Annotated in this window: 19 protein-coding genes, 30 tRNA genes and 1 pseudogene; 41 read left to right on the forward strand and 9 right to left on the reverse strand. The window is 45.7% G+C overall.

Going from position 1 to position 25,069, the window contains the following annotated elements:
- Positions 1-151 precede the first annotated feature (151 nt).
- Positions 152-1,063 carry a GTPase Era gene (era, locus tag QUA57_RS03180; RefSeq protein ID WP_333059597.1) on the forward strand — a complete coding sequence of 304 codons (912 nt, stop codon included), beginning with the start codon at positions 152-154 and terminating at the stop codon, positions 1,061-1,063.
- A 135-nt stretch (positions 1,064-1,198) separates the two neighbouring features.
- Here era and QUA57_RS03185 read toward each other — a convergent pair whose 3' ends face one another.
- Both QUA57_RS03185 and QUA57_RS03190 read right to left on the reverse strand, forming a co-directional pair.
- Positions 1,199-1,453, reverse strand: coding sequence for a hypothetical protein (locus tag QUA57_RS03185; RefSeq protein WP_333059571.1), 255 nt, complete (start codon positions 1,451-1,453; stop codon positions 1,199-1,201).
- Positions 1,454-1,602: 149 nt separating this feature from the next.
- On the reverse strand, positions 1,603-2,136 hold the full coding sequence (locus tag QUA57_RS03190; protein ID WP_333059570.1) for a peptidoglycan-binding protein: 534 nt from the start codon (positions 2,134-2,136) through the stop codon (positions 1,603-1,605).
- Between the two features lie 149 nt (positions 2,137-2,285).
- Here QUA57_RS03190 and QUA57_RS03195 point away from each other — a divergent pair.
- From QUA57_RS03195 to QUA57_RS03215, 5 genes and pseudogenes are all read left to right on the forward strand, one after another.
- Positions 2,286-2,426 (forward strand): annotated as a pseudogene (locus QUA57_RS03195) (GTPase Era); the annotation flags it as partial.
- Between the two features lie 182 nt (positions 2,427-2,608).
- Positions 2,609-4,159 (forward strand): ATP-binding protein, encoded by a 1,551-nt coding sequence (locus tag QUA57_RS03200; protein ID WP_333059569.1) that lies wholly within the window; start codon positions 2,609-2,611, stop codon positions 4,157-4,159.
- 337 nt (positions 4,160-4,496) lie between these two features.
- A complete protein-coding gene (locus QUA57_RS03205) occupies positions 4,497-5,018 on the forward strand; it encodes an HNH endonuclease signature motif containing protein (protein ID WP_333059568.1) in 522 nt (173 codons plus the stop codon).
- Between the two features lie 326 nt (positions 5,019-5,344).
- The gene (locus QUA57_RS03210; RefSeq protein WP_333059567.1) at positions 5,345-6,169 is read left to right on the forward strand and encodes a hypothetical protein; all 825 of its coding nucleotides are present in this window, start codon (positions 5,345-5,347) and stop codon (positions 6,167-6,169) included.
- 136 nt (positions 6,170-6,305) lie between these two features.
- Positions 6,306-6,566 (forward strand): ATP-binding protein, encoded by a 261-nt coding sequence (locus tag QUA57_RS03215; protein ID WP_333059565.1) that lies wholly within the window; start codon positions 6,306-6,308, stop codon positions 6,564-6,566.
- 377 nt (positions 6,567-6,943) lie between these two features.
- Here QUA57_RS03215 and QUA57_RS03220 read toward each other — a convergent pair whose 3' ends face one another.
- The 3 genes from QUA57_RS03220 to petM all read right to left on the reverse strand — a co-directional run bounded on the left by QUA57_RS03220 (position 6,944) and on the right by petM (position 9,172).
- A complete protein-coding gene (locus QUA57_RS03220) occupies positions 6,944-7,861 on the reverse strand; it encodes an NAD(+) kinase (protein ID WP_333059564.1) in 918 nt (305 codons plus the stop codon).
- Between the two features lies 1 nt (position 7,862).
- The gene (locus QUA57_RS03225) at positions 7,863-8,840 is read right to left on the reverse strand and encodes an NmrA family NAD(P)-binding protein (protein ID WP_190657002.1); all 978 of its coding nucleotides are present in this window, start codon (positions 8,838-8,840) and stop codon (positions 7,863-7,865) included.
- 197 nt (positions 8,841-9,037) lie between these two features.
- Positions 9,038-9,172: a cytochrome b6-f complex subunit PetM gene (gene petM / locus QUA57_RS03230; protein ID WP_015174328.1), complete on the reverse strand. Its 135-nt coding sequence runs from the start codon at positions 9,170-9,172 to the stop codon at positions 9,038-9,040.
- A gap of 40 nt (positions 9,173-9,212) precedes the next feature.
- Here petM and pdxA point away from each other — a divergent pair, with 40 nt between their 5' ends.
- A complete protein-coding gene (pdxA, locus tag QUA57_RS03235; protein ID WP_333059563.1) occupies positions 9,213-10,310 on the forward strand; it encodes a 4-hydroxythreonine-4-phosphate dehydrogenase PdxA in 1,098 nt (365 codons plus the stop codon).
- A 120-nt stretch (positions 10,311-10,430) separates the two neighbouring features.
- Complete coding sequence (locus QUA57_RS03240; protein WP_333059562.1) at positions 10,431-14,042, forward strand: OmpA family protein; 3,612 nt, start codon at positions 10,431-10,433, stop codon at positions 14,040-14,042.
- Positions 14,043-14,357: 315 nt separating this feature from the next.
- On the opposite strand, the gene QUA57_RS03245 is transcribed toward QUA57_RS03240, so the two are convergent.
- The 3 genes from QUA57_RS03245 to QUA57_RS03255 all read right to left on the reverse strand — a co-directional run bounded on the left by QUA57_RS03245 (position 14,358) and on the right by QUA57_RS03255 (position 16,541).
- Positions 14,358-15,182, reverse strand: coding sequence for a biotin--[acetyl-CoA-carboxylase] ligase (locus QUA57_RS03245; RefSeq protein WP_333059561.1), 825 nt, complete (start codon positions 15,180-15,182; stop codon positions 14,358-14,360).
- A gap of 319 nt (positions 15,183-15,501) precedes the next feature.
- Positions 15,502-16,164, reverse strand: coding sequence for a glutathione S-transferase family protein (locus tag QUA57_RS03250; protein ID WP_333059560.1), 663 nt, complete (start codon positions 16,162-16,164; stop codon positions 15,502-15,504).
- A 254-nt stretch (positions 16,165-16,418) separates the two neighbouring features.
- On the reverse strand, positions 16,419-16,541 hold the full coding sequence (locus QUA57_RS03255) for a hypothetical protein (RefSeq protein WP_333059559.1): 123 nt from the start codon (positions 16,539-16,541) through the stop codon (positions 16,419-16,421).
- A 6-nt stretch (positions 16,542-16,547) separates the two neighbouring features.
- Between QUA57_RS03255 and QUA57_RS03260 the strand changes: the two genes are divergently transcribed.
- The 25 genes from QUA57_RS03260 to QUA57_RS03380 all read left to right on the forward strand — a co-directional run bounded on the left by QUA57_RS03260 (position 16,548) and on the right by QUA57_RS03380 (position 19,706).
- Positions 16,548-16,621: transfer RNA gene (locus QUA57_RS03260), tRNA-Asp, on the forward strand.
- A gap of 132 nt (positions 16,622-16,753) precedes the next feature.
- Positions 16,754-16,828 (forward strand) — tRNA-Glu (locus QUA57_RS03265).
- A tRNA-Cys gene (locus QUA57_RS03270) sits at positions 16,829-16,902 on the forward strand.
- Positions 16,903-17,003: 101 nt separating this feature from the next.
- Positions 17,004-17,078 (forward strand) — tRNA-Met (locus tag QUA57_RS03275).
- A gap of 3 nt (positions 17,079-17,081) precedes the next feature.
- Positions 17,082-17,156: transfer RNA gene (locus QUA57_RS03280), tRNA-Trp, on the forward strand.
- Positions 17,157-17,162: 6 nt separating this feature from the next.
- Positions 17,163-17,239: transfer RNA gene (locus tag QUA57_RS03285), tRNA-Glu, on the forward strand.
- An 8-nt stretch (positions 17,240-17,247) separates the two neighbouring features.
- A tRNA-Tyr gene (locus QUA57_RS03290) sits at positions 17,248-17,329 on the forward strand.
- 34 nt (positions 17,330-17,363) lie between these two features.
- Positions 17,364-17,437, forward strand: a tRNA-Tyr gene (locus QUA57_RS03295).
- Positions 17,438-17,445: 8 nt separating this feature from the next.
- Positions 17,446-17,532: transfer RNA gene (locus QUA57_RS03300), tRNA-Ser, on the forward strand.
- 4 nt (positions 17,533-17,536) lie between these two features.
- A tRNA-Phe gene (locus QUA57_RS03305) sits at positions 17,537-17,609 on the forward strand.
- A 6-nt stretch (positions 17,610-17,615) separates the two neighbouring features.
- Positions 17,616-17,687, forward strand: a tRNA-Asn gene (locus QUA57_RS03310).
- 13 nt (positions 17,688-17,700) lie between these two features.
- A tRNA-Gln gene (locus QUA57_RS03315) sits at positions 17,701-17,779 on the forward strand.
- A gap of 5 nt (positions 17,780-17,784) precedes the next feature.
- Positions 17,785-17,858 (forward strand) — tRNA-Gln (locus tag QUA57_RS03320).
- Positions 17,859-17,887: 29 nt separating this feature from the next.
- Positions 17,888-17,964, forward strand: a tRNA-Leu gene (locus QUA57_RS03325).
- Between the two features lie 23 nt (positions 17,965-17,987).
- Positions 17,988-18,068: transfer RNA gene (locus QUA57_RS03330), tRNA-Leu, on the forward strand.
- A 4-nt stretch (positions 18,069-18,072) separates the two neighbouring features.
- Positions 18,073-18,145: transfer RNA gene (locus QUA57_RS03335), tRNA-Pro, on the forward strand.
- A 131-nt stretch (positions 18,146-18,276) separates the two neighbouring features.
- Positions 18,277-18,350: transfer RNA gene (locus tag QUA57_RS03340), tRNA-Leu, on the forward strand.
- 95 nt (positions 18,351-18,445) lie between these two features.
- Positions 18,446-18,517, forward strand: a tRNA-Thr gene (locus QUA57_RS03345).
- A 6-nt stretch (positions 18,518-18,523) separates the two neighbouring features.
- Positions 18,524-18,600 (forward strand) — tRNA-Thr (locus tag QUA57_RS03350).
- Positions 18,601-18,605: 5 nt separating this feature from the next.
- Positions 18,606-18,676 (forward strand) — tRNA-Gly (locus QUA57_RS03355).
- Between the two features lie 258 nt (positions 18,677-18,934).
- Positions 18,935-19,009: transfer RNA gene (locus tag QUA57_RS03360), tRNA-Val, on the forward strand.
- A 6-nt stretch (positions 19,010-19,015) separates the two neighbouring features.
- Positions 19,016-19,088 (forward strand) — tRNA-Arg (locus QUA57_RS03365).
- A gap of 333 nt (positions 19,089-19,421) precedes the next feature.
- A tRNA-Arg gene (locus QUA57_RS03370) sits at positions 19,422-19,495 on the forward strand.
- A 7-nt stretch (positions 19,496-19,502) separates the two neighbouring features.
- Positions 19,503-19,579 (forward strand) — tRNA-Ala (locus QUA57_RS03375).
- A gap of 54 nt (positions 19,580-19,633) precedes the next feature.
- Positions 19,634-19,706, forward strand: a tRNA-Ala gene (locus QUA57_RS03380).
- 53 nt (positions 19,707-19,759) lie between these two features.
- Here QUA57_RS03380 and QUA57_RS03385 read toward each other — a convergent pair.
- Positions 19,760-20,458, reverse strand: a complete 699-nt coding sequence (locus tag QUA57_RS03385) for a homing endonuclease associated repeat-containing protein (protein ID WP_333059558.1) — start codon at positions 20,456-20,458, stop codon at positions 19,760-19,762.
- A 92-nt stretch (positions 20,459-20,550) separates the two neighbouring features.
- Here QUA57_RS03385 and QUA57_RS03390 point away from each other — a divergent pair.
- The 8 genes from QUA57_RS03390 to QUA57_RS03425 all read left to right on the forward strand — a co-directional run bounded on the left by QUA57_RS03390 (position 20,551) and on the right by QUA57_RS03425 (position 24,968).
- Positions 20,551-20,636 (forward strand) — tRNA-Ser (locus QUA57_RS03390).
- 11 nt (positions 20,637-20,647) lie between these two features.
- Positions 20,648-20,730: transfer RNA gene (locus QUA57_RS03395), tRNA-Ser, on the forward strand.
- A 461-nt stretch (positions 20,731-21,191) separates the two neighbouring features.
- Entirely contained in the window at positions 21,192-21,764 is a 573-nt protein-coding gene (locus tag QUA57_RS03400; RefSeq protein WP_333059557.1) for a dihydrofolate reductase family protein, read from the forward strand.
- A gap of 101 nt (positions 21,765-21,865) precedes the next feature.
- Positions 21,866-21,937 (forward strand) — tRNA-Lys (locus QUA57_RS03405).
- Positions 21,938-21,992: 55 nt separating this feature from the next.
- Positions 21,993-22,077: transfer RNA gene (locus QUA57_RS03410), tRNA-Ser, on the forward strand.
- Between the two features lie 102 nt (positions 22,078-22,179).
- Entirely contained in the window at positions 22,180-23,409 is a 1,230-nt protein-coding gene (gene tuf, locus QUA57_RS03415) for an elongation factor Tu (protein WP_333059556.1), read from the forward strand.
- A gap of 333 nt (positions 23,410-23,742) precedes the next feature.
- A tRNA-Lys gene (locus QUA57_RS03420) sits at positions 23,743-23,816 on the forward strand.
- Between the two features lie 189 nt (positions 23,817-24,005).
- Entirely contained in the window at positions 24,006-24,968 is a 963-nt protein-coding gene (locus QUA57_RS03425) for a GNAT family N-acetyltransferase (protein ID WP_333059555.1), read from the forward strand.
- Positions 24,969-25,069 lie beyond the last annotated feature (101 nt).

The raw sequence follows: 25,069 nt of genomic DNA on the forward strand, positions 1-25,069 counted from the left end.
CTTTGACTGTTGCAAGGTATACCAAAGCGAGAAAGATGCTAGAGTGCACCAATGGGCGTTTGAGTATTTTCAGGCGACAATAGACAGAGAAGGGGCTTGAAAATAGGTGATTTTGGTGGAAGATAGTAAATTTATCGACGTATCCGACATTATGGGGGTTCCCGCAGCTCCGGCGGGTTACAAATCGGGCTTTGTGGGTATTGTCGGACGCCCGAATGTCGGCAAATCAACGCTGATGAATCAGTTGGTGGGGCAGAAAATTGCGATTACTTCGCCGGTATCTCAGACGACTCGCAACAGGCTGCGGGGCATCCTAACGACACCGGAAGCACAAATTATTTTTGTAGATACTCCCGGAATTCACAAGCCACATCACGAATTGGGCAAGGTTTTGGTGCAGAATGCCCGCACAGCGATTCAGTCGGTGGATGTGGTGCTGTTTGTGGTGGATGGTTCGGTGGAATCGGGAGGGGGCGATCGATATATTGTCGAAATTCTCAGCAATATCGGCATTCCGGTGATTTTTGGGATGAATAAGTTGGACGAACAACCGGAGGATTCCGTGTTGATCGATCGCACTTACGAGCAAATTGTCAATCCTGAGTGGCCTGTAGTGAAATTTTCGGCTCTCACGGGCGAGGGCGTCGAGCCGCTGCAACAATTGTTAATCGAACATTTGGACGTTGGGCCTTATTATTATCCGCCAGATTTGGTGACTGACCAGCCGGAACGCTTTATTATGGGCGAATTGATTCGGGAACAGATTTTGCTGCTGACGCGGGAAGAAGTGCCGCATTCCGTAGCAATCGCGATCGATATAGTTCAAGAAGAAGCAAAAATTACCCGCATTCTGGCGACAATTCACGTCGAACGGGATTCCCAAAAAGGTATTTTAATCGGTAAAAGCGGCAGTATGCTCAAGTCGATCGGCAGTGCGGCCCGGGAACAGATTCAAAAGTTAATTGAAGGCAAAGTGTATTTGGAGTTATTTGTCAAGGTGCAGCCGAAGTGGCGGCAGTCGCGTACTCGTTTGGCGGAATTGGGCTATCGCGTGGAAGAATAAAGCGAACTGATGGAGCAAATAAGGGCGATCGTTGAGAGATTTTACAACTGAACTTCCCCTCGTAGGCAGAAGTTCAGTTTAAATAATTGTCCTAAAAACTCCGCCCGCAACTGTCAACTGTCAACTGTCAACTCTTTAAGGACGTTCTGCAAATTTTTGAACAGCTTTTGGTGCAAAAGCAGCAACTAAAAAAGAAGTTGTAATGTATTTGCCATCAGCATTCTTGCTAGTTATTGTGATTGTGCCAAACACAATTGCTGCAATCAGTGCAATAAAACTCATCGCTCGCATTGCCGAGTAGTGTCCATTATCTTCCTGCAAAAATTCAGCCAGCTCTTGTCCGTGTTCTGCAGAATTTGCTGTAGCTTCAAGGATAGCAGAATGTGTCATTTGATTAACCTCATAAATGATTAAAGCTTAACTAACAGGACTTACGCAATAACTGAGAAACTACACTATCTGTAGTTTTAAGGTGCGCGTTTCGCACCCTACAATTAGAGTCGGCACGTAAGTCCTATACCAGTGAGATATACCGTTGTTTAGTGCGGTAACTTGCTCAAAGCGTGCCAAGTTCTCGGCCCGACAATTCCATCGGCTGGTAAACCCTTAATCGTTTGGAACTGGATCGCCGCTACTTTGGTCATAACCCCGAAGTATCCGTCAACAAAACCGAAATAGTATCCATTCAATTTCAAGACATTCTGAACAATTTTGACAGCATTACCTGAACTACCAATCATTAGAGTCGGCATATTCACAGGTGCACCAGAGTATAGTGCTTGCCAGGTTAGAGGACTGACAATCCCATCTTCAGGTAAAAAGACGCGGTGTTGATAGTCTTTTACGGCGTCTTCAACATAGGTGTCGAAAATACCATCGATCGAAAAACCGTAATAATATCCCCAATGATATAAAAGCTGTTGCAGTTCTTTGACGGCTTGACCAGTAGAACCCCGTTTTAAAGTGGGTTTCATGAGTCCAGACGCTTCAGCAACTGCAAGAGTTGATTGAGAAGTAGTATCGGCGACGACAGCGATAGCTTGATTATTGAGAGTTTTTTCTTCTGTAAACATGATGGGAATCCTCTGTGCATTCGAGTGTTTTCATTTGATATTTCAGGTATAACTGCTGTCTTCGGTGGCTTCACAGTCGCTTTTTATAGTGACGCTTTTGTGAGTTCACACATTGGAGTGTCACTCATTTGAGTTATATGTTTCCGCTTACAGTCGGCAGTGCGGCGCGAGAACAGATTCAAAAGTTAATTGAGGGCAAAGTATATTTGGAGTTATTTGTCAAAGTGCAGCCGAAATGGTGGCAGTCTCGCACTCGTTTAGCGGAATTGGGCTATCGCGTGGAAGAGTGAAACTTTGGCAGTTGGCAGTTGGGGTTCTTCCGTTCTATGAATCAAGAATCGAGCACGACTTTCGCTCTGAGAGAGTTTCATCGGGGCCGGAGAGTCGATACAAACCCCCGCTTAACAACTAGAACGCCATTCCAACAACAGTACACTAAACTGAGAGCAGCCCCATTCGCCCCAGTTGACCTATGCCGCGTTGGTTCAATACTGCCGGCCCTTGCCGCGATGACATCCACTATCAGCTTCCTGCCACCCGTCGCCTCCCAAATTTAGAGCGACTGATTGCTCAGCAAAGCTATTTCGTCATCCATGCACCCCGGCAAGTGGGGAAAACCACCGCTATGCTGGCGTTAGCCAAACAACTCACCGAAAGCGGACAATACACCGCCGTCATGGTTTCGGCTGAAGTCGGCGCACCCTTCAGTCAAGATATCGGCGGTGCAGAAGAGGCCATTCTGGGCGCTTGGCGAGACAACATTTCCTTCCGCCTCCCACCCGAACTGCAACCGCCAGACTGGACAAGCATACAGTCGGGACAGAAAATTCGGGCTGCTTTACAAGCTTGGGCACAATTTTCATCTCGTCCTTTGGTTATTTTTATCGACGAAATTGACGCATTGCAAGACCAAGCGTTGATTTCTATTTTGCGCCAACTGCGCGATGGTTATCCCAATCGCCCGACAGCGTTTCCTCAGTCTATTGGCTTAATTGGTTTGCGGGATGTTCGCGATTACAAAGTGGCTGCGGGGGGAAGCGATCGACTCCATACATCCAGTCCGTTTAATATTAAAGTGCGATCGATTACTCTCAGAGATTTTAATGCCTCAGAAGTCGGGGAACTCTACGGGCAACATACCCAAGATACCGGACAAGTTTTTAAACCTGAAGCCGTAGCCTTAGCTTTTGAACTCACTCAGGGACAACCTTGGTTAGTGAATGCTTTAGCTAAGGAAATTGTAGAAGAATTAGTGACAGATGAATCTATAGAAATTACCACAGAACATATTTTATCAGCTAAAGAAATTCTCATCAAACGACAAGATACCCATTTGGATAGTTTGGCAGAACGGCTTAGAGAAAATCGAGTCAAAGCCATTATCGAACCGATGTTGGCGGGTTTGGAATTGGGAAATATCCCCAATGATGATATTCAGTTTTTAATCGATTTGGGTTTGTGTAAGATGGATGTTCAGGGTGGATTGACGATCGCCAACCCAATTTATCGCGAAGTTTTGCCGCGCGTGCTCACCGTAACGCCAATGGCTTCTCTGCCACAAATTGCACCGAGTTGGTTAACGGCCCAGGGGACATTAGACACCCAAGCGTTACTCAAAACTTTTCTCGTGTTTTGGCTACAGCATGGCGAACCGTTACTCAAAAGTGCGTCTTATCCCGAAATTGCCCCTCATTTAGTGTTGATGGCGTTTCTGCATCGGGTGATTAATGGTGGGGGAACGTTGGAGCGAGAATATGCCATCGGACGCGACAGAATGGATTTATGCCTGCGTTATGGTGAGGTAACATTGGGAATTGAACTGAAGGTTTGGCGAACTCGGAAAGTCGATCCGTTGAGTAAAGGTTTGGAACAGTTAGATGGGTATTTGGCTCGATTGGGAGAAGATGAAGGGTGGTTGGTGATATTCGATCGGCGCGAGAATGCGCTCGAATTAGAAGAACGACTGAATACTGAAATTCATCTGACACCAATGGGGCGAACCGTTACAGTTATTCGTGCGTGAAGAAGTTCTGATGAATGTCTTGATTTTTGCGATAGCCGAAAGTGTGCGATCGACTCTAAATGCTCTCTAATCTAAAATCTAATAAAGATAGCTTTTTTCAGTGCAACGGCTTAAGTGATTGAGTCGAATCGTGCGACGAACTCGATCGAGGAAAGGAGATTCCGATAGGGAGTAAGAACGGGTTGACATACATCCTTGAGCTGCGGTATTATTCGACTATATCCAGTATTGTACCGCAACTGCGATACAATTATAAGTTAGCCCGTCGCGCGCAGCTTTGCTTGTGGCAAAAAGCCGATTTTCGTATCATTATTGGTATGGAGTTGTGGAGAAGCAAATGCAACGAAATTCTGTTCCTGCCGCAATCAAACGCGCTGTCTTAGTGGAAGCTGGGCATCGTTGTGCTATCCCAACGTGCAGAGCAACTACTACAGAAATCGCACACATCGTTCCTTGGGCAGAGTCGCAGGACGATTCATTTGAGAATTTAATAGCGCTTTGCCCCAATTGCCACACGCGGTTCGATCAGAAGAAGGAAATTGATCGACTATCAATCAAGATGTACAAGCATAACTTGGGCGTTTTGAACAATCGCTATGGTGAGTTCGAGAGACGCCTCTTTGAGATACTTGCCAAGTCAGGAGAAAGGGTTTTTGTCTTGGGAGCAGCCGGCGACCTGCTTGTCGCAAATGCAGTGAAAGACGGTTTCTTCGAGGACAAACACGTTGAAGGAATAGGGCTGGAAGTGCGCGGTAGCAACGGGTTTTCTAAGAATTTCCCAATGACATTTACCTTCTGGGTTACGGATGCTGGGGTTGAGTTCATCAAACGCTATGCGGAAGGAGCCGATATTGCGTAGGAGAACGAATTAACAGTCAATAACAACGGGCTAACAAGGCGCTGCACCCGATCGCCTACAGCCTGCGCTCGTTCCTCGCTTCGGCTTCCGGCGGGTGATCTTAGTCGTTATCTCGCAAACGCTGTCTGACTTTGGAGATGATTCGGAAGCTCGATCGAGAGCTTTACCGAAAGAAAATTGGTAGAATAAATAGATACGCTTCATCGCGCACCATACAACAAGCTCGTAAATCCAATCTTTTCACCAAACCTCAAACTAGGAGATTCTCAAAAATTCCAACTATGAACTACCGAAACTACAGATGCCATGTGAGGGAAACTATATAAATGCCCAATAAATTAAGAAATACCCGATCTGGTACTGCTGGCGAAATGAATGTCATAGCAGTTTTGTCGCGATGCGGATTCAATATTGATAAACCTGTACAAATTGATGACGAGATTGATGTAAACTTCAGAGTAAAAATTGGAAAACTTAATATTACAATTCCTATACAAGTTAAATCGGTTCAATTTCCAGAAAAAATAAATATAAAACATAATTTTATTCAGGGATTAAAGAAAAAATATTTAGAACGTCAACCACACTTATGTCTTGCCATTTACCGTCCTGAAACAAATGAAATATGGTTTATAAACGGCAGCAAAAAAATACAAGAAGTCTATCATTCACAAGAATCTTGGAACGCAAAGCATCGTCCATATAATAACTTGTCTTTGGATGCTGACATACGCATTGCTCTACCTTGCAAAGATATATTATTTAATCAAAAATGGAAAATTCCTGCTGATCCTTGCAATTATCTAAACAGTCGTTTTCAAGAATTAATATCTGAGATTGAAAAAAATATTGTTCCCTCAGACGAAATTATTTCATCTATCACTACCATTGAAAGTAAATGTGCAGTAGTAGTAGAAGTATTGGACATTAGCGGTCAAGTCGTTATGAAGAAATATCGACTTGAAGATACAATAGAGGAATTAATATCCTCAGCAATTTCTATATTAGAAGAGTTTATTATTCCTAATTTCTCACCTCTGATTCACCAAGAGCGCATCTCTATCATGCTGCTTCGCGAATTATTAGTAAATGCGATAGTACATCGCGCATACGATCGAGCTAATGATGTAGTTATTAAGAGGATGTTTTAAAAGTCGGCGAAGGTATAATTTAGCCCTTCTGATTGGGCTTAGCTGAGACGATAAATCAAGGTTTGGGCCCCTACTTAGATGTTTCTTTGTGCCCACTATGAGGTAAAACGACGCTTTTAAAACATCCTCTAAGGTTATGCCAACTTCGATTCAGGTAAAAAATCCTGGAAGGTTATTGCCTCCTCTAAGTCTTAGTAACAATCAAATTTCGGGAGGATACGTTGTAATAAGGAATGAAGAATTAGCATTGCAGCTTCGACAAAAAGGGCTTGTTGAGTTAGTTGGTAGTGGGTTGTTATGGGTAAAAAAAATGCTAAAGCATCAAAATCTTTCTCCAGCAATTTTTACGCAAGATGCAACATCATTCTCAGTGACAATAAGCTATGAGAATGTCTAGGTGACCTTGATGCCTAACAACGCCCATGCACACCGACTGTCGAAAGGTAATTTGTTATGATAGAAAGGTTGTTGGCGGCGGGTGATGGGCAACGTTATCTCGCAAACGCTGCCTGACCTTGGAGATGATTCGGAAGCTCGATCGAGAATTAAAGATTCCGGTGGATAAATGTCGCTCTACATTACCAACACTAATTGCTGCTTTATTCTAGGATTTATCAACAGATAAAGAAATCAAAATCCCTTCAATCGGTGAAAAACGGGAACGGGAATTGCGCTCTCCTACAGCTAGGACTTGATATGATATCTACGAGCAAGCCAACTGGTTGAGCCAACAATCCCCGTACCTTGATAGTCGGGGAGTGTCAACAACAACTATCAAGGCAACTCAACGGAACTCGGTTTAGCAATGTGAGGCAAACCCCAGCCCAATTTTTCCCGCAAAATGTGGAAAAACTCAAAAGATTGCACCCGAATAAAGCGGGCTGGGTACGGAGCTCGCTCGACTTGCACCCAATCCTCCGGCAGAACATAACATCCGCCGTTCCCGTCTACCACCATTACCAGGCGGTTGGGACTCGCCGGCAAAATCTTGACCGGCTCAGTGTTGGAAAACACCAAAGCCCGCGAAGCCATTGAATGCGGGCAAATAGGCAGCAACTGCAGCACCGGCACTCCGGGAATGATGACAGCGCCACCTGCAGAAAGGGCGTAAGCTGTCGATCCTGTGGGAGTTGCGATGATGACTCCATCTGCAGCAATGTCAATAGAGGCGTGCTGACCGATCGCCACTTCAAAATGACACATACAAGTCAGCGGTTCCCGGTGCAGCACCATTTCATTGAGACAAAGGGCTTCCCAGAGGCAGTCGTTTTCTCGAAACAGCCGCACCGCCAGCATCGATCTTTCTTCTATTTCGTATTCTCCGGCGATTACCTTTTCCAAAGCTTGCGGCAGCAAGTTCAGGTAAGTTTCTGTTAAAAAGCCCATGTGACCGGTATTGACAGTCAGCAGCGGCACTCCAATCGGAGCGACTTGGCGAAATGCCGACAGCACCGTACCGTCGCCGCCCAAAACCACTGCAAACTCCATGTCGCTGTCAAAACCGGGGGGGACGAGTTGTTCGATCGGATTGTGGCACATCGGGCGATCGGGGCTAGAATAGCCCAGAATTCCTCCGGAACCAGAAACCGAGCAAACCTCCCAGCCGCGGGCAGTCAGCTTGTCTTCCAACTCTGCGGCGATGCGACAAGCCACAGGTTTAACGTCGTTGTATATAATCCCAGCTTTCGGCACTTTAAAAAGTAAAGGGCATTTTTTGTTTACTCCGTTTTTTAGTTTTAAGCTGCTCGTACTCTATTTCCTTGAGCTTCTTCATAATCAGATTAAAGTATTCTTCGAGATAAGACTCCAAAGTAGTAGTTTCTTTGGGGTCGATTCCGAAGACACTGTAAACATCATCCATCGGAGCTTTCAAGGGTTTTCCGGCTGCCAAAACTTCTGAAAAAGCCAATCTGTCAGCTACGTTCCAACTCCACTGAAAGAACTTAGCAAATTGACGAGTAGCCTTCAACAAGGCGTCTGGGGTGCGCGTAATTTTGGCTTGCTTCCCTGACAGCCGTTCGCACAACCGCACGATTTCGTCAGCATCCCAAGCGCGATTTCCCACCACCGGAAAGCTTTTTTTCTCGGTTTCAGGAACTGAAAGGGCCCGGACGGCAAATTTAGCAACGTCCTGAGTGTTCATGTAGGCAAGGGCCGATGGCTTGTTGGGCAGCCAGACTGCCTGATTGTCCAAAATCGGCATTGCATACAGGCTCAGCAGTCCTTGCAAAAAGCCGCAAGGTCTCAAGATTGTGTAGTCTAGACCGGATTCTGCTAAAAACAGTTCGGTACAGCGCTTGATTTCCAACAAGGGGACTTGGGGATATTTCTCAGCGTCGAGAAAGGAAAAGAATATGTAACGCTTGATGCCTGCTGCTGCTGCTGCTTGGATCAGCGATACTTTTCCGTCCCAGTCCACTCTTTTAATGCTGACAGAATCGGCTGCACTGGCTGTTGCTGCATCGATAATAGCACTGACGCCTTCTAGGGCCGGAGGCAGACTGTCTGGCTGGCAAAGGTTCCCCGGTACGAGTTCAGCGCCCCATTCTTTCAAAAATGCAGCTTTTCTGTAACTTCTGACTAAACAGCGCACCTGGTAGCCCTCGTCTAGGGCGCGGCGGGCTATCTGGCGGCCGAGAGTGCCGGTGGCACCTAAAATCAATAAAGTCATCTAGGGATTAATTATGAATCTTAAACTTTCAATAAGATGGTATCAGGTTTTTGTTAAGTTTTTTATAAAAACTTAACAAAAACCGGAAATTTTCTCATTTTAGGCTTGAGATATTCGGCACAAGGCTGACTTTCGGCAGCAAGTAGACTCTAGAAGGCAGAAGGTAGAAGGCTTCTGAAGGATTGGTTGAAAAAAACTTATTCTTCGCGGCCTTGCAATTTGAGCAGGAGGAAGCCTCCACCTATACCCACGAAAATTAGGGAAAAGGACAAAAAGGCTGCATTGAAAATTTCAGGATTCATGATTTGATAAGTCCCATTGGGCGATCGCATTAAATAAAGATAATATAATTTGGGGCAACCAGGTACATGAATGCTAAAATTTCAGTGCCGAAATTGCTGTATTTTGTTGGAGAAAACTGCCTTGAGTCTCGATCGGGAATCACAACTAGCTGTAACTCTCGGAGATCCGGCGGGAATTGGGCCGGAAGTGATTCTCAAGGCATTAGCCGATACCGCTGCTGGTTTGAGGGTAACGGTTATAGGTTCTAAGATAGTTTTGCAGCAAACTTACGATAAGTTGCGATCGAGCAATCCAGCAGCAGAAGCGGCAAATCCCGAAACATTAAACATTATTGATATCGAACCAGACAGCAAGTGGGGCGAAATTGTCCCCGGTGTCGGAAATGCAGCTAGCGGGGCGGCTAGCTTTGCTTACATGGAAAGCGCGATCGCCCGTACCATCGCCGGCGAATTCTCCGCCATCGTGACAGGCCCGATTTCCAAAACTTGCTGGCAGGCGGCCGGTTACAATTATCCCGGACAAACAGAACTCCTGGCAGAAAGAGCAAAATCGCAGCGATTCGGAATGCTGTTTGCCGCCACATCTCCCCACAGTGGCTGGACGCTCGTAACTTTACTGGCGACCACACATATTTCCCTGCGTCAAGTCCCCGATGCGTTGAGTCCCGAATTACTGAGTGAAAAACTAGAATTACTGATAGACTGTTTGCGGGAAGATTTTGGGCTGGAAAGACCGAAAATTGCGATTTCTGGCTTAAATCCTCACAGCGGCGAAAACGGCAAACTGGGAAATGAAGAGCAAGACTGGATGATACCTTGGTTGGAAACGCAGCGCGATCGCTTTCCTCAAGTGCAGTTAGACGGGCCAGTCCCCCCCGATACCCTGTGGGTAAAACCGGCTAAAGTTTGGTACGGTTTAGCCAAGGAAGCTCACGACGGTTACTTGGCAATGTACCACGACCAGGGGTTGATTCCAGTAAAATTGATGGCTTTCGATAAAGCAGTCAACACTACAATTGGCTTGCCTTTTGTCCGCACCTCTCCGGATCACGGTACAGCTTTTGATATTGTAGGTCAAGGGCTTGCGGATGCCTCCAGCATGAAGGCAGCATTGCAGTTGGCGGCTCAGTTGGCTAGTCGCAGAACAGCAGTTAAAATAGGGCGATAGCTTTAGTACGCCTGACGCTTGGAAAAATTGTGTCATTCCTATTGATTGTCGCTGGGGTGAGGCGGCAAGCAAGCTGGTAATTTCCTTCGGTCGATCAAAATCACGTTTGGGTAGGGCAGTATGGCAGCATCAAATGACAATTCAGGGAAAATATATCAGTCAGAAAAAGAGGTTTCTGATGCAACTATAGCAAGTTCTAAAGCTGGAGAGCAACTTCAGGAATTGCTAACCATACTGACTGAATTCCAGTTATTAAAGAAATCAAAAAAAGAACCGAGCGAGCTGAAGTTACCGCTTGCTGAAAAGTCTATTCAGCGATTGGAGAATGAGGAAAATCGGCGCAAACAATTGTCTTTTCGGATCGAATCACCGAGTATTGTACCCGAAGTATTAACTAACGAGGAAGAGATCCCATCTCAAAGACGAGAAAACAATAATGAGGAACCAGATTTATCTATAGCCCGGAAGATAGCAAAAAAAAATCCACCGTCTGAGGAAGAGTTAGAACAAGCAGTAGAGGAGTTTAAGCGGTTGCAGCAACTGCTGTTTGAAAGGGATTTACCGGAATTTTACAGTAATGTTTTGAGCGTGGAACAAAGGTTAGAAAATTTTGAGAAGTTGATGTCTGAACCCCAAGAGTTGATGACTTTACTGAAGCCGTTAATTCCTGAGTTGATGAGAGATGAATTAGAGGGGTTGAAGTCGGAATTAAAAAAGGCGAGCGAACTCGCTAGCAGCGATCAAATTAATCAGCTCGAATTGCAGACCAAAATAGCTGATTTGGAAAATAAAATTGCTAACTTTAACCAGCAGCAACTGCCGAATTCAGAACAGTTAATGCAACGGGTGATGTTGGTGGTGGGCGAGCTGCTGAAGCGTAAGGTAGAGGAGTCTAAGTTAGAGGTAGCTTCGGCGATCGCACCGACAGTCAATCAAGTAATTCACAATCAAAACGGACTTGAAGAACAGGTAGTAAGAATTGAAGATAGAGTTGCGAATATTCAGCAGCGTTACCAGCAGCAACCGGAAGACTTAATCAAGCAGCTAGTACCAGTAGTTACCGAATTGCTGAACCGCAAAATTAGTGAATTAAAATCAGAGATTGTAGAAGCTATCACCCCCTCAGTACAGGTAAGAATAGCTTGGGTAGAAATAGAAGAAAAAGTATTGAGCATCATCGAACGGCGACTGGCTACACAACAGTCGCCACTTCAGAAGCCAGAAGAGATAATGGCGATGCTAATGCCGGCCATAACTGATTTGCTGAATCAGAAAATCGATGAATCAAAATTACAAGTAGCAGCGACTATCGAACCTTTGATACAATCAGCAATTCTTCAAAGAGAAGTTCAAGGAAAATTGAGCGATGTAGAAAGTAGACTAAATAATCTCCAGCGACAGCAAAAAACTCAGCCAGAAGATATAATGGCAAGGTTAATGCCGTTAATGATTGAGTCGCTGAACCGGAAAATTGAGGAGACAAAGTTAGAGGTGAGAGAGGCGATCGCGCCCGGTGTCAACACGGCTATTCAAAACAGCGGTATTGCAGCACAAATATTAAATAACGAAACTAAGATTGTCGAAGTTCAGCAGCAAGTTTTAGGCGAGATAGAAGGGTTGATGGCAAGAATAATGCCAGTGATTGTAGAAATGCTGTCTCGAAACATCGGGGAAGCAAAGCTAGAGATAGAATCTGCGATCGCCCCCGCTGTCGATGCCATCATTCAGAATAATAGGATCGATCAAAGACTCGCGAAAATCGAACAAAAGATTGTGGCGATCGAACACCGGATTTATGAATCGACAGACTTGTTTACAGATTTACTGAAACCTTTGATTGACGAGCTGATGGTTAGCCATCACGCCCAACTAGAAAAGTCTGTCATAGAATCTATTTTACCATTGTTAGATGAAGTGGTAAATTATAATTACAGACTCAACGATAAAGTAGGCGAACTCGATCGCAAAATTACTGATGCGGAATGGGGTGGCAATCGGGAAGAATTACTTGCGAGAATTAAAATCATGTTTCCCGAAATGATGCTCCAAACGATTAATGAGTCGAGAAAATCATTTGCCGAAACCATAACTCCAATAATTGATGAAGTAATTAATACCAAAACCCGAGAAAACAGGCAATCAATGGGAGTAGCCATATCGCCTGCTCTTCCTGTAGGAATCAGCCACAGAATCAGTGAATCGCCAGATGAAATTGCAATGGCGATCGCGCCGGAAATGGCCACCGCTATCAAACAGCAAATTCATCTCAAGCGAGAAGCAATGTCGGATGCACTTTATCCGATCATCGGCAGCACGATTTTAAAATACATCGCCGAGATGATGCGGGAGATTAATGAAAAACTCGAATCAGCTTTAAGTCCAGAGGGAATTAGTCGTAAAATTAAAGCCAAATTACAGGGCATTTCTGAAGCCGAACTGCTGATGAAAGAAACAACACCCCTGAGTGTTAAAGCTGTTTTTTTAATTCAAACAGAATCGGGCTTAGTAATTTCAGCAGTGCAGAAGTCTGAACGCGAACAGCTAGAATCCGAGATGGTAGCGGGGATGCTGACTGCTATTCGCGCTTTTGTCAACGATTGCATATCTCAGTCTGGAAATATTGCAGAAATTGATGCAATAGAATACGGCACATCTACGATCGTATTGGAAGTAGCGGGTTCGTGTTATCTAGCAGTAGTGATGCAAGGAGAAACCCGCCAGTGGTTTAAGTACAAAATGCGAGCGATATTCAACAATATTGTTCAAGAATACGGAGATCAAATTCGGTCATTTAACGGCGATCCAGCAACTGTAGCACCAGAAGTAAACTCGAAATTGCAAAAATTAATCGATACAGATGTAAAAGTTAAATCTTCTAAACTTCCCATTTTACCAATTATCGGTTTGGCAGCGTTAGGTTTAATTGGCGTACCTTGGGGAATTCATCAATACCGCAGCGCAGTTGAAGCGAGCTTAGAAGCAGATACGAATTTAGCATTACAATCTGCTCCAGAGTTATCGGTTTATCGTATCGCGGCAGATGTTAAAGATAAATTATTGCAGATTTCGGGACGAGTGCCGAATCAAAATCTGCGATTGAAAGCGGAAAAAATCGCTCAGCAAGTGGCTCCACAATCAAGAATTGAAAATAAAATTATAGCCGTTGAAGTACCTCCCGATCCGGTTTTAGTCGAAGCCGATGTCAAGCGGACGGCAGCTCTTTTGAATAAAGTAGAAAGCATTAATATCTCAGCTCGCTATGCAGAGGGAAAAGTCGCCGTTGCAGGCAGCGTAAGCAAAGTGCCAGATGCTCAGAAAATAACTCAAGCTTTTGAGAAAATTCCGGGGGTAAAGTCCGTAACAAATACAGTGATAATAGGAACTCCACCGCCGCCAAAGATAATAATGCCAGTTCGCGTGTATTTCGGTGCAGGTTCGGCAAGTTTGGAGGCGAAAGATGTGGCACAAAAGCTTAGTAAAGTCAAGGAATATATGGAGAAAAACCGCACGAAGAATTTAAGGATAGTTGGCTACAGCGATTTTAAAAGCACTCCGGTAGAAAATCAAAAGTTGGCAATAGAAAGGGCGACTAATGTGAAAAATATTTTGGTTAGACAAGGGATAAATGGCAATAGAATACAAATTGCTTCTACTAAGAGTCGCCCGGAAGGTGTGGAGGCAAATCAACCGCTGTGGCTGAGCAGATTGGTAGTATTTGAGGTGATAAATTAAAATTGGGAATTGGGCATCGGGCATCGGGCATCGGGCATCGGGCATCGGGCATCGGGAATTGGGCATTGTTAATTGGGAATTTTCCCTAATGACTAATGACTTATTTCTCTTAATTTATAGTAACTGGCAAGAAGGTTAGGACATTTTTTATCGCTGAAAATATTGCTCTGACTGCATTTCCTTTCTTCCTTCTTCCTGACATCCGTTAATCCGTTACATCCGTTACAGAATCCGTTGCCGAACTTCCTTCTTCCTGACATCCGTTACATCCGTTACATCCGTTACAGAATCCGTTGCCGAACTGCCTTCTTCCTCTTAAATTAATCGAACTCGCCCAGAGGTAAAGGCTTGTATTCGATCGCCCGCCAAGCATACTAACAAGCAGCCGCTTCCGTCAATGCCGGCGGCTTCTCCGCAGATGGTTTCTGACGCAAGTTCGATCGCCACCGGGCAGCCAATCAACGCATCGCGGCGGCGCAATTCGGGCAAAAGTAGCGCTAAACCGGACTTGGAGGCTGGCTTGTCTGTGGTAGAAAACATATCGGCTAGTTCGAGTAAATAGTGCCGCAGTCGATCGAGCAAACACAGCTCATCTGGTACTTTACTAGCAATAGAATGCAAGCTTACCGCATTGCCGAGATCCCTTTCATCCAATCCCGCAGCCCCGAAATCTACGCAGCGGTTGAGTCCAATTCCCACAACGGCGCGAGTTTTGCCCAAAGCATTGCCGGAAGTGGCTTCGCAGAGAATTCCGGCTAATTTGTGGCGATCGATCCAGACATCGTTTGGCCATTTCAGGCGCAGCATATCGCGACAGTCGGGAACCAAATCTTCGATCGCGTAAATCACCGCTAAACCGGCTGCTAAACTGAGCCCGGGCAACAGAGTGGGGTTGAGGTTGTCGAGTACAAAACTAACAGTCAAGACACCGGTTGGGGCGTGCCAGGTGCGCCCGTGTTGGCCGCGCCCGCTGGTTTGTCGCTGGGTAAATACTGCATCTCCGTGGTGGAGTTGGGCCGCGCGGGCGATCGCCCAACTGTTGGTACTCGGACAGGTATCCAAGGAGTGTAGCCAGTGAGGGAGGTTTGGGCGATCGGGTTCTGGGGTTGCGGGCACGGGAGTTAAGGGCAATTCAGACAAGGTTTGATTTGTAGTATTTGATATCTAAAAGCTGATTATCGCAGGGCGATTAATCTTTTGTGCGTGTTTGGGCTATCGGCATTTTCGTCAGTGTTAATTCTTGCGGTTGCGATCGAAGTTTTCTATAAATATGTCTCACCGGGGATTGACCGCGATCGAATGCGGGGATTAAATGAGCGCCTACACAGACAAAACCCGCAAGCCAAGGGTTAAGAGTTTATTGAGTCCAGGGAGTTTGAATCGCCCGGTATATTTAGCTTTGTTGTGTAGGATCGATTTCTAATCACCCGGTATTTTTATTTGAAGCTCGATCGCTCTTTTAAAGCCTTGCCGCCAGTAAATTCTTAATAATTGGGATTTTGGCCGCAACTTCGGCTTGAGATACCTCGGTTTCCTGCCAACTCGATCGCCCTGCAAGTCGATCGGCCCACTGCTGCAACTTCGGATACTCATCAAAAGATATGCCAAACATCCCCAGCGAAGGCACAGCAGTGCCCGCCACCACTTCGGCGAAAGTAAACTGTTCCCCAGCAAAATAAGTGCGATCGTCCGCCAGCAAGCCCTCAAAATACCTCAGCAGCGTTACTATCTGCTGTTTTGACTGTTCCAACTTCTCTGCAGTGTCTCCCGCTACACCCAGCATTTGACGTGTTAATGGAAACATAGCCGGCAACAGTTCATTTAACGTCAGCATTTCCACCATCCGTACAATTCCCAACGCTTTCGCCTCTGTCGGTAGCAGTGGAGGGGTGGGGTATTTCGCCTCCAGATAATCGAGAATTGCCAGCGACTCCACCAAAGTCAAATCTCCATCCACTAAAACCGGTATGCGGTGGAACGGGTTAATTGCCAGAAAATCCGGCTTAAATTGGTCGCCGTCGAGGTTAAGTGCTAGAGGCTCAAACGCAATCTGTTTTTCCAGAAGTGCCACCCACACACGGCGAGAATTCAGAGAAATTGGAGTGTAGTACAGTTTTAGCATCAGATTTACCTTAGGCAACAACATCAGTTTAGCAGCAAAATTTCTTGATTTATAAGGGTTTTGAGGAACGCAAAGTGTTGGTGGGAGCGATCGACACCCCTTTAAAAAACCCAATTTCAAAAAAAGTTGTATTACCCCCTTGACAGTTTTGTAATACGTAATGTAGTATAAATGTATGGCGAAGGGGAAAGAGCTTCAAAGCCTTCCCCCACCAGCAATATGAACCTTGAAAACAGAATAGGAAGTTAATCGTGTCACATAATTGTGGACATCGGCGGTGTAGACTCCGGCAACAATAGCCCGATCGGGTTGTAGTACGCGGAATCAACCGCCACCCCGTCCCAACTTGAGTAATTCAAGGACAGAAAATTGTTCATTTTCGCGGGGGTATAGCTCAATCGGTCAGAGCAATCGCCTGTCGAGCGAAAGGTTGCGAGTTCAAGTCTCGTTACTCCCGTCAGTCGATTTTAGATTGTAGATTTTAGATTTTAGATTTACTCCAAAGGAGAAGAATCTGGGAACTGGAACTTTGGTCTAAAATCCACACCTCCTGTCGGAAAGCAAGTATCCGTTTTTCGGCGGGGGTCAAAGTCCCGTAGGCAAAAGTCAAGCCGTCTCCCCCTCAAGGAGAAGATTGCGAGTGCAAACCTCGTCGGGACTCCCAGGTTAGGTGGTCGAGTGGTTGAAGGCGTCGGTCTGCAAAACCGATTTTCGCGGGTTCAAATCCCGCCCTAACCTCTGTTCCAATCAGAAATTAAAAATTAGAAATTAAAAGATTAAATTAAAAGTCTTTTAATTAATTTTTTTAACTGTGAAAAGGAACTAAGCGAAAGTGACATTGCAGCGTAGCTTAATGGTAAAGCGCCAAGTTCATACCTTGGTCAATGCGGGTTCAAGTTCGGCCGCTGCCACCAAAAGCAGGGATGGTGTAACTGGCAACACTCTGGTCTCCAAAACCAGCATTCTGAGTTCAAATCTCAGTTCCTGTGCCAATTTATAGTGCTGTAGGCAAATGGTTTAAGCCGCTTGGATTTCACCCAAGTGATTGCGGGTTCAACTCCCGTCAGCACTTCCAAAATTTCTGGGTCGGCCCTCCTATTGGCGTGGGTAGCTGTCTGTAAAACAGTAGCTTAAAGCGTTGCTGGTTCAATTCCAGCCCGACCCATTTGTAACTGCATTTAATCCGCAGTTGCAATTTTGAGAACGTGGTGTAGCCGGATAACATCTCAGTTAATAAAACTGAAGATTGAGGGTTCAAATCCCTCCGTTCTCGCTCGCTGTGGAGAGGTGGCCGAGTGGCTTAAGGCGCTTTCCTGCTAAGAAAGAGCGGTTTAACAGCCGTCGAGGGTTCAAATCCCTCCTTCTCCGTTTTCCCCCGATAGCTCAGTTGGTAGAGCGCTTGTCTGAAGAGCAGGAGGTCGTCAGTTCGATACTGACTTGGGGGATTGCGTTGCCTTATAGCTCCATGGTAGAGCAAGCGGTTGTTAACCGCTAGGTTGTAGGTTCGAGTCCTACTGGGGCAGCCTTTTTTTTAATTGCCGGGTAGACAAATTGGTAAAGTCGCCTATCTCTGAAATAGGAGTTTTTGTAGGTTCAAAGCCTACCCCGGCACCCAATTATTGGGAAGTCGCCTAATCGGTATGGCACCGCTCTTTGAAAGCGGCAAAATGCAGGTTCGATCCCTGCCTTCCCAGTTCTGCTATTACCAAAGCAGATCGATTACACTCCTGTAGCCCAATTGGCAGAGGCCGCAATTTCAAAAATTGTGTTGTGTGAGTTCAAATCTCACCAGGAGTACCAAATTTTTAACTAAGTTTCTACTTGCTCCTGTGGCGGAATTGGCAGACGCGGCAGACTTAAAATCTGTTTTATTTTGAGTGTGAGTTCGAGTCTCACTAGGAGCATGAACGGGATGTAATTCAGCGGCCAGAAGCCATGCTTTGGGAGCATGGAGTCGTTGGTTCAAATCCAACCATCCCGACTTTACCCCTGTGATGTAATTGGAAAACATCACTCGCTCAGAACGAGTGTTTTTTGCAGGTTCGAGGCCTGTCAGGGGTATGAGGTTTTATTCACTCTCAAATCTCAAATCTCAAACCTCAAATCGGTTTTGCCCCTGTAGCCCAATTGGTAGAGGCGCTAGATTTAGGATCTAGTTAGTGCTGGTTCGATGCCAGTCAGGGGTATTTGGTGACATCGCGGGTGAAGTAGCCTGGGTAGGCTTGGAGGTCTCATAAGCCTCTTAATAGCAGGTTCAACTCCTGCCCCCGCCACCAAAAATGCAGGTGTGATGTAATTGGCAACATGAGGTTCTTGTAAAGCTTTCTTGCGAGTTCAAATCTCGCCATCTGCTTGGCGTGCTGGTGTAGCTCAATTAGGCAGAGCAACTGATTTGTAATCAGTCGGTTGTAGGTTCAATTCCTATCACCAGCCCCACAATTGCGGATATGGTGTAACGGTAGCATTCGAGTCTTCCAAACTCTAGGCACGAGTTCGAGCCTCGTTATCCGCTTAGGGAAACAAGAAGTTTGTTAAATCTCACATCTTGCACCCTTCTCCAGAACAGGCATCTTGCCTGTTCCACAAAGAGTAGATTTTCTTGTGGAACGGGCATCTTGGCAGTTCATAAAAGGCTTATTAACAATGGTGCAACATCTCAGTTAAATCCAAAATTTCAAATCTAAAATCGGTTTGCGGGTGTGATGTAAAGGCTAGCATCTGAGTATGCCATTCTCAGCGCATGGGTTCGAGTCCCATCATCCGCTTTTGTAGTCCTGTAGCTCAACGGTAGAGCGTTTGCCTTACAAGCAAGATGTTGCAGGTTCAAATCCTGCCAGGACTACCAATTTATGGGAGTGTAGCTCAATGGATAGAGCGCCGCGCTTCGGACGCGGATGTTGTGGGTTCAAGTCCTACCACTCTCGTTGTTTTTGCTTTAATTTAAGGAGGTTGATTCCATTGAATGGATAATTTTTTATATTAAGAGCGATCGCCCTTTGCGTGTCCCAATCTTTAGAGCCTACATACTTTAGTACGAGAGGAAAGGTAACGCTGTCAAAATCAGCGGGCGTTTGAGAACGAGGAGTGCGATGAACCCGGCAGGTTGGCTTAAAGGTAGCCATCCTTTAAAGAGTGTGTAGTAACTCATCGGCGGAGTCCCTCTAGTAACTGAGAAAACGCAATGCTCTGATAACTTGCACGTCAAAGTGCGTGAAGCGCCGCTATCCCATAGGGAATCGCACATTAACAAAAAACATGGGAGCGTAACTCAACTGGATAGAGTGTCGAGCTTCTACCTCGAATGTTGTGGGTTCAAGTCCTACCGCTCCTGCTGTCTGGGGTTCGTAGCTTAATTGGTAAAGCATCTAACTGGCTGTTAGAAAGATATCGGTTCAAATCCGATCGCAATCCACCACACCAATTTTAGATTTTAGATTTTAGATTTACTCCACAGGTGAATCTTTTACGCGGGGTCATAGCTCAATTGGTAGAGCGCTTGCTTTGCACGCAAGAGGCCAGGAGTTCGATTCTCCTTGACTCCACTTCCGGTGTCTGAAGTCGAAGCGGTCGAGACGCTAGCCCGTGAAGCTAGTTATTAGCGGGTTCGAGGCCCGTCGGACACCTTTGAATTGATAATGGAGGTTATGATATTAAGGTATTTTTGAGAGGTGGATTTCTGAAACTTTTTTTGTTGAGAGCAGTTAATAAAGGCTAATTCAATTCCCTTTTCTAAACAGGCTTGAAACTTGCGACTATCATTATTTTGAATAGACGCTAGTTTTTCGATCCCATAAATTGGCTCGTAATGGAAAATGCCATTTAACTCAAAAGCTAAATTTAGAGAGGGAATGTATATATCAAGCTCTGCATTTATGGCATCTTTGCGATTGAAATAAATTTCTATCTTTGGATAAAGGTTTAAAAGCTGCTCTTCAATCCAATTTTCAAGCTTAGATCGTCTATTTCCATAATTTTTATGGCAATTTGTGTAAGTGGCTGCACATGAATTTGAACAAAAATCTGGTTTGCCCTCTTGTAGTCGGTGTCTTTGTTTATAAAAAACCTTATCACAGGTAAAACAAACTACTTCCTTCGCTAGGATTGGTTTGAAAAATAACGGTAAGCCTGCTGCTTTCAAAGCATTATTCCAACTTCCAAATTTTCTGACAACTGTATTGTGTGTTACTGGGCAAGGAATACTTTTATCTCTAACTTTATTTAAGGCAGGAACTTCACCGTGAGACTGATAGTATTCTTGGAACCATTTTATTAGTTGATCTTGAGTGACTTGCATGACAAGCTTTTAAAGGTATTGCCATCTTACTCTTAAATGGGGTGTGTATTAATAATAAAAAATTTTAAGAGTCGTTATACACCCAAAATTTGGGAAGCTGCTGCCGAGAGGACGGCAACCTGTCTCGAACACAGGAGTGCAGTTAACAACTGTAGGGGTTCGACTCCTCCAGCTTCCGTTATTCAACTTGGAAGATGCCGCCGAGGGGACGGCAACCAGTCTTGAAAACTGGGGTACAGGTAACTGTAAGGGTTCGATTCCTTCATCTTCCTTTTAACCACCGGGAGCCAGAAAGTACGGCGCTGTGCTGATAACGCAGAGATAGGAGGGGCAGTACCTCTCCGGTGGATTGCTTAGGATTTTATATATAAATAATGGAGGATGATGGTTAATTCTTTTTCACAAGATTTGCTATTATAGACTGAGAAAAATTGCGGGGAGGTCGCCTAATTGGAATGGCACCGTAAAAACTTTGGAAAAGCGGCTCCCAAAAGGACGATCGGGTTTGTTGAGTAGGGTAAAAAGTTGCTTCGCGACGTTCCCTAAAAACGCAAACTGGCAGCGGGTTGCGGAGGCACTGAAAGGAATTAACAGTCCGAGATGGGGGCAGTTCTCATCTGCTTGCGGGCAGTAAGGAAGCGCGTTTCCTGAAAGTTGCTGTCGATCGATGCGGGTTCGAGTCCCGTCCTCTCCATTTATTGTTTTTAAGATTTTAACAAAACAAAGGTTAAATATGAGAAAACTAAAATATTACGTTGCTTGCACCGTTGACGGGTTTATTGCTCGCGAAGATGGCTCATTTGATTGTTTTCCGATGGAAGGAGAGCATTTCGCTGATTTGTTCGATTCCTTTCCTGAAACTTTTCCGGCTCACTTTCAGGAAGCACAAGGCATTCCTGCAGAGAACAAGCAGTTTGATGCGGTTTTGATGGGACGGAAAACCTATGAGGTAGGGCTAAATGTTGGTGTAACTAATCCTTATCCCCGCTTGAAGCAGTATGTTTTTTCTCGCACTATGAAAGCCAGTCCCGATGAGAATATTGAACTTGTTTCGGACAATCCTGTTGCATTGGTTAAGGAATTGAAAAAAGAAACGGGTAAAGACATCTGGCTCTGCGGTGGTGGCGGTTTAGCGGCAACTCTTTTTTCTGAGATTGACGAGATGATTGTGAAGTTGAATCCGGTAGTTATCGGAGCGGGAATTCCTCTTTTTTCCGGTGCAATCAATCCGACAAATTTGGAACTTGCCGATCGCAAAATCTATAGCAACGGTTTCATGTTACTTCATTATCGAGTGAAGCATTAGCAATCGGGACTGTAGGCGTTGCAATTGCTGGGGGTAAAAAAGGACTGAAGTGTTTACTACACAATAATTTTTTAGGAATTACACAAACGCTGAATTTTTAAGGGTGGTTAGCAAAGCGGTTATGCACCCGGCTTTTAACCGGTACCAGATAGGTTCAACTCCTATACCACCCACTTTCAATCTATCTGCCTTAATCAGCGTTTATCTGCGGTTAAAAATCAAAAACTTGGAAAGTGCGGCTGTGTGGACGGCAACTGGTTTGGAATACCAGAGTGCAGCGAAAGCTGTAGAGGTTCGACTCCTCCACTTTCCTTTTTAATCATTAGTCATCAGTCATTAGTCATCAATAATAGGCTAAGGACTCAAAACTCATGATTAGAAACCCAAAACAACTCTTAGAGGAGAATTAAATGTAATGTCACGCACCAAATTTGAGCGGAACAAACCCCACGTTAATGTCGGTACGATCGGTCACGTTGACCACGGCAAAACAACCCTAACAGCGGCGATTACAATGACGCTAGCTGCACAGGGTCGTGCCAAGGCTAAAAAGTACGATGAAATCGATGCTGCACCGGAAGAAAAACAGCGGGGAATCACGATTAATACGGCTCACGTTGAGTATGAAACTGGCGATCGCCATTACGCTCACGTTGATTGTCCGGGTCACGCTGATTACGTGAAAAACATGATCGTGGGTGCCGCTCAAATGGATGGTGCAATTCTCGTCGTGTCGGCTGCAGATGGTTCGATGCCTCAAACTCGCGAACATATCTTGTTAGCGCGGCAAGTGGGAGTGCCGAAGTTGGTTGTCTTTTTGAATAAGAAAGATATGGTGGACGATGCGGAAATTTTGGAGTTGGTCGAGTTAGAAATTCGCGAACTTCTCAGTTCTTACGGTTTCCCGGGCGATGATATTCCAATTGTCGCAGGTTCGGCACTGAAAGCGCTGGAAAAGATGACTGCTAATCCGAAAATTCAGCGCGGCGAGGATGAGTGGGTCGATGGCATTTACGATTTGATGGATGCGGTAGATGACTGGATTTCTACGCCCGATCGCGATATTGACAAACCTTTTCTGATGGCTGTTGAAGATGTGTTCTCGATCAAAGGTCGGGGAACTGTCGCAACTGGCAAAATCGAGCGGGGTAAAATCAAAGTCGGCGATACTGTGGAATTGGTGGGAATCCAAAACACTCGCACGATAACTGTTATCGGTGTTGAAATGTTCCAGCAACTTCTGGATGAAGGAATGGCTGGAGATAATGTCGGTTTGTTGCTTCGCGGCATCCAAAAAAACGAAATTGAGCGGGGTATGGTGCTTGCTAAACCCGGTTCAATTAAACCTCACACTGAATTCGATTCTGAGGTTTACGTGCTGTCGGAAAAAGAAGGCGGCCGCCGAACTCCTTTCTTTGCGGGATATCGCCCTCAATTCTACGTGCGGACAACGGATGTTACAGGTACGATCGCATCTTTTACGGCTGATGACGGAAGCGCGATCAACATGGTAATTCCGGGCGATTGGGTTAATATGACTGTGAAGTTGTTGCAGCCGATCGCGATCGAACCAAATATGCGTTTTGCCATCCGCGAAGGTAATCGCACTGTGGGCGCGGGTGTCGTCTCCCACATTCTCAAGTAGACGCTTTCGGAACCAATTAGAATGAGTAAGGTGGGCAAAAGTCCAGCTTACTCATTCATTCACAGCAAATTTTTCTGTGTGGATGCAATAGAGCGCCAAGATGGAGTCAAGCGAATTGTCTAGATTGGAGATGGCCAAGTACCAGATTTGGTTGGATGGTCTGCCGCACGTTTTGCACAACTCTGGGGAGGTGCTTGAGGTCGATCGCGCTTGCATTCAAGTCAGAATCAGAGGGCTCGCTTTTTAATTAGGTATTGAATAAGGGCGATCGCCACAAATTTTTTCACAAATAGTTGAGTTTTCCGAAGGGTTGTGTTATACTAGCTTAGATGCGGGAGTATAGCTCAGTTGGTTAGAGCAGGTGACTCTTAATCTCAAGGTCGAAGGTTCAAGTCCTTCTACTCCCATCCCAAATCCTGAACCTAAATTTATCGAAACTCACGAGTGCAGTCAACTGCTGTAGCGGTTCGATGCGTCGGGGTGTTTGCGTTGTCGGATTTTGAATGCCGATCGACCGCTCAGCTCATCCGATCGATAAAAGTGCGATCGCCCAAGCTATTTTTAAACTGGATAACAACAGGGAATGGTGATTAGCTATGATGGCAAATCTCTCGGGGCGCTGCTATGCGGGCGATCGCGATTTAGATGCGATCGCCCATTTAATCAATATTTGCGAAGAAGTCGATCGGCTCGATGAAGGCACTTCCATCTCGGAACTACAACAAGAATTTAACGCACCGTCCCTAGATTTAGCACGCGATATCCGCCTTTGGGAAGATGCGGAGGGAAAATTAATCGGTTTTGCTCAGTTGTCGGTTTCTGAACCTGGGGAAGTAATTGACGGTTGGCTGTGGTTTCGCGTCCACCCCGACGCGCGCGGAGGTGATGTGGAAGCAGCCGCGATCGCCTGGGGTGAAGTGCGGATGCGCGAAGTGTCTGCGATGCGGGGCGCGCGCGTGAAACTGCGAACCTACGCGCGCGCTGAGGATGGCGATCGCATTTCTGTGCTGGCTAGTTGCGGTTTTAAGGTCGATCGCTATTTTTACCGAATGGCGCGATCGCTCTCTGAACCGATCCCAGAACCCCAATTCCCCGAAGGTTTTGCGCTGCGTCAGTTCCCCGGCGAACAGGATGCGGCAGCTTGGGTAGAAATGTTCAACCAGTCGTTTATCGATCACTGGAATCATCACGATTTAACGGTGGATAAATTTAAGCACGAGTTAGCTAAACCCGATTACAGAAATGATTTAGACTTGATTGCTGTTGCTGATGACGGCACATTTGTCAGTTTTTGTTACTGCGAGATTAGTGTGGAAGAGTGCGATCGTACCGGGCGCAATGAAGGCTGGATTGCTTGTCTCGGCACTAGGCGCGGCTTCCGCAAAATGGGATTGGGACGAGCGATGTTGCTCGCTGGTTTGCATCGACTCAAAGCTGCCGGTGTGGCTACTGCTATTCTCGGCGTCGATGCTGAAAATTCCTCAGGTGCATTGCATCTTTACGAGTCTGCTGGCTTCCACAATATTCGCGACAGCATTTCTTATGTTAAGGACGTTTGAGCGATGTTACAGTTCGCGATCGCGCTTTGACCAAAGAAACCGGGTTTTTTACTGAATCTGCGGGTTGCAACGAAGTATTTTCGTGAAAAAACCCGGTTTCT

This window comes from Microcoleus sp. Pol7_B2, from assembly GCF_036701035.1.
GTDB lineage: Bacteria > Cyanobacteriota > Cyanobacteriia > Cyanobacteriales > Microcoleaceae > Microcoleus.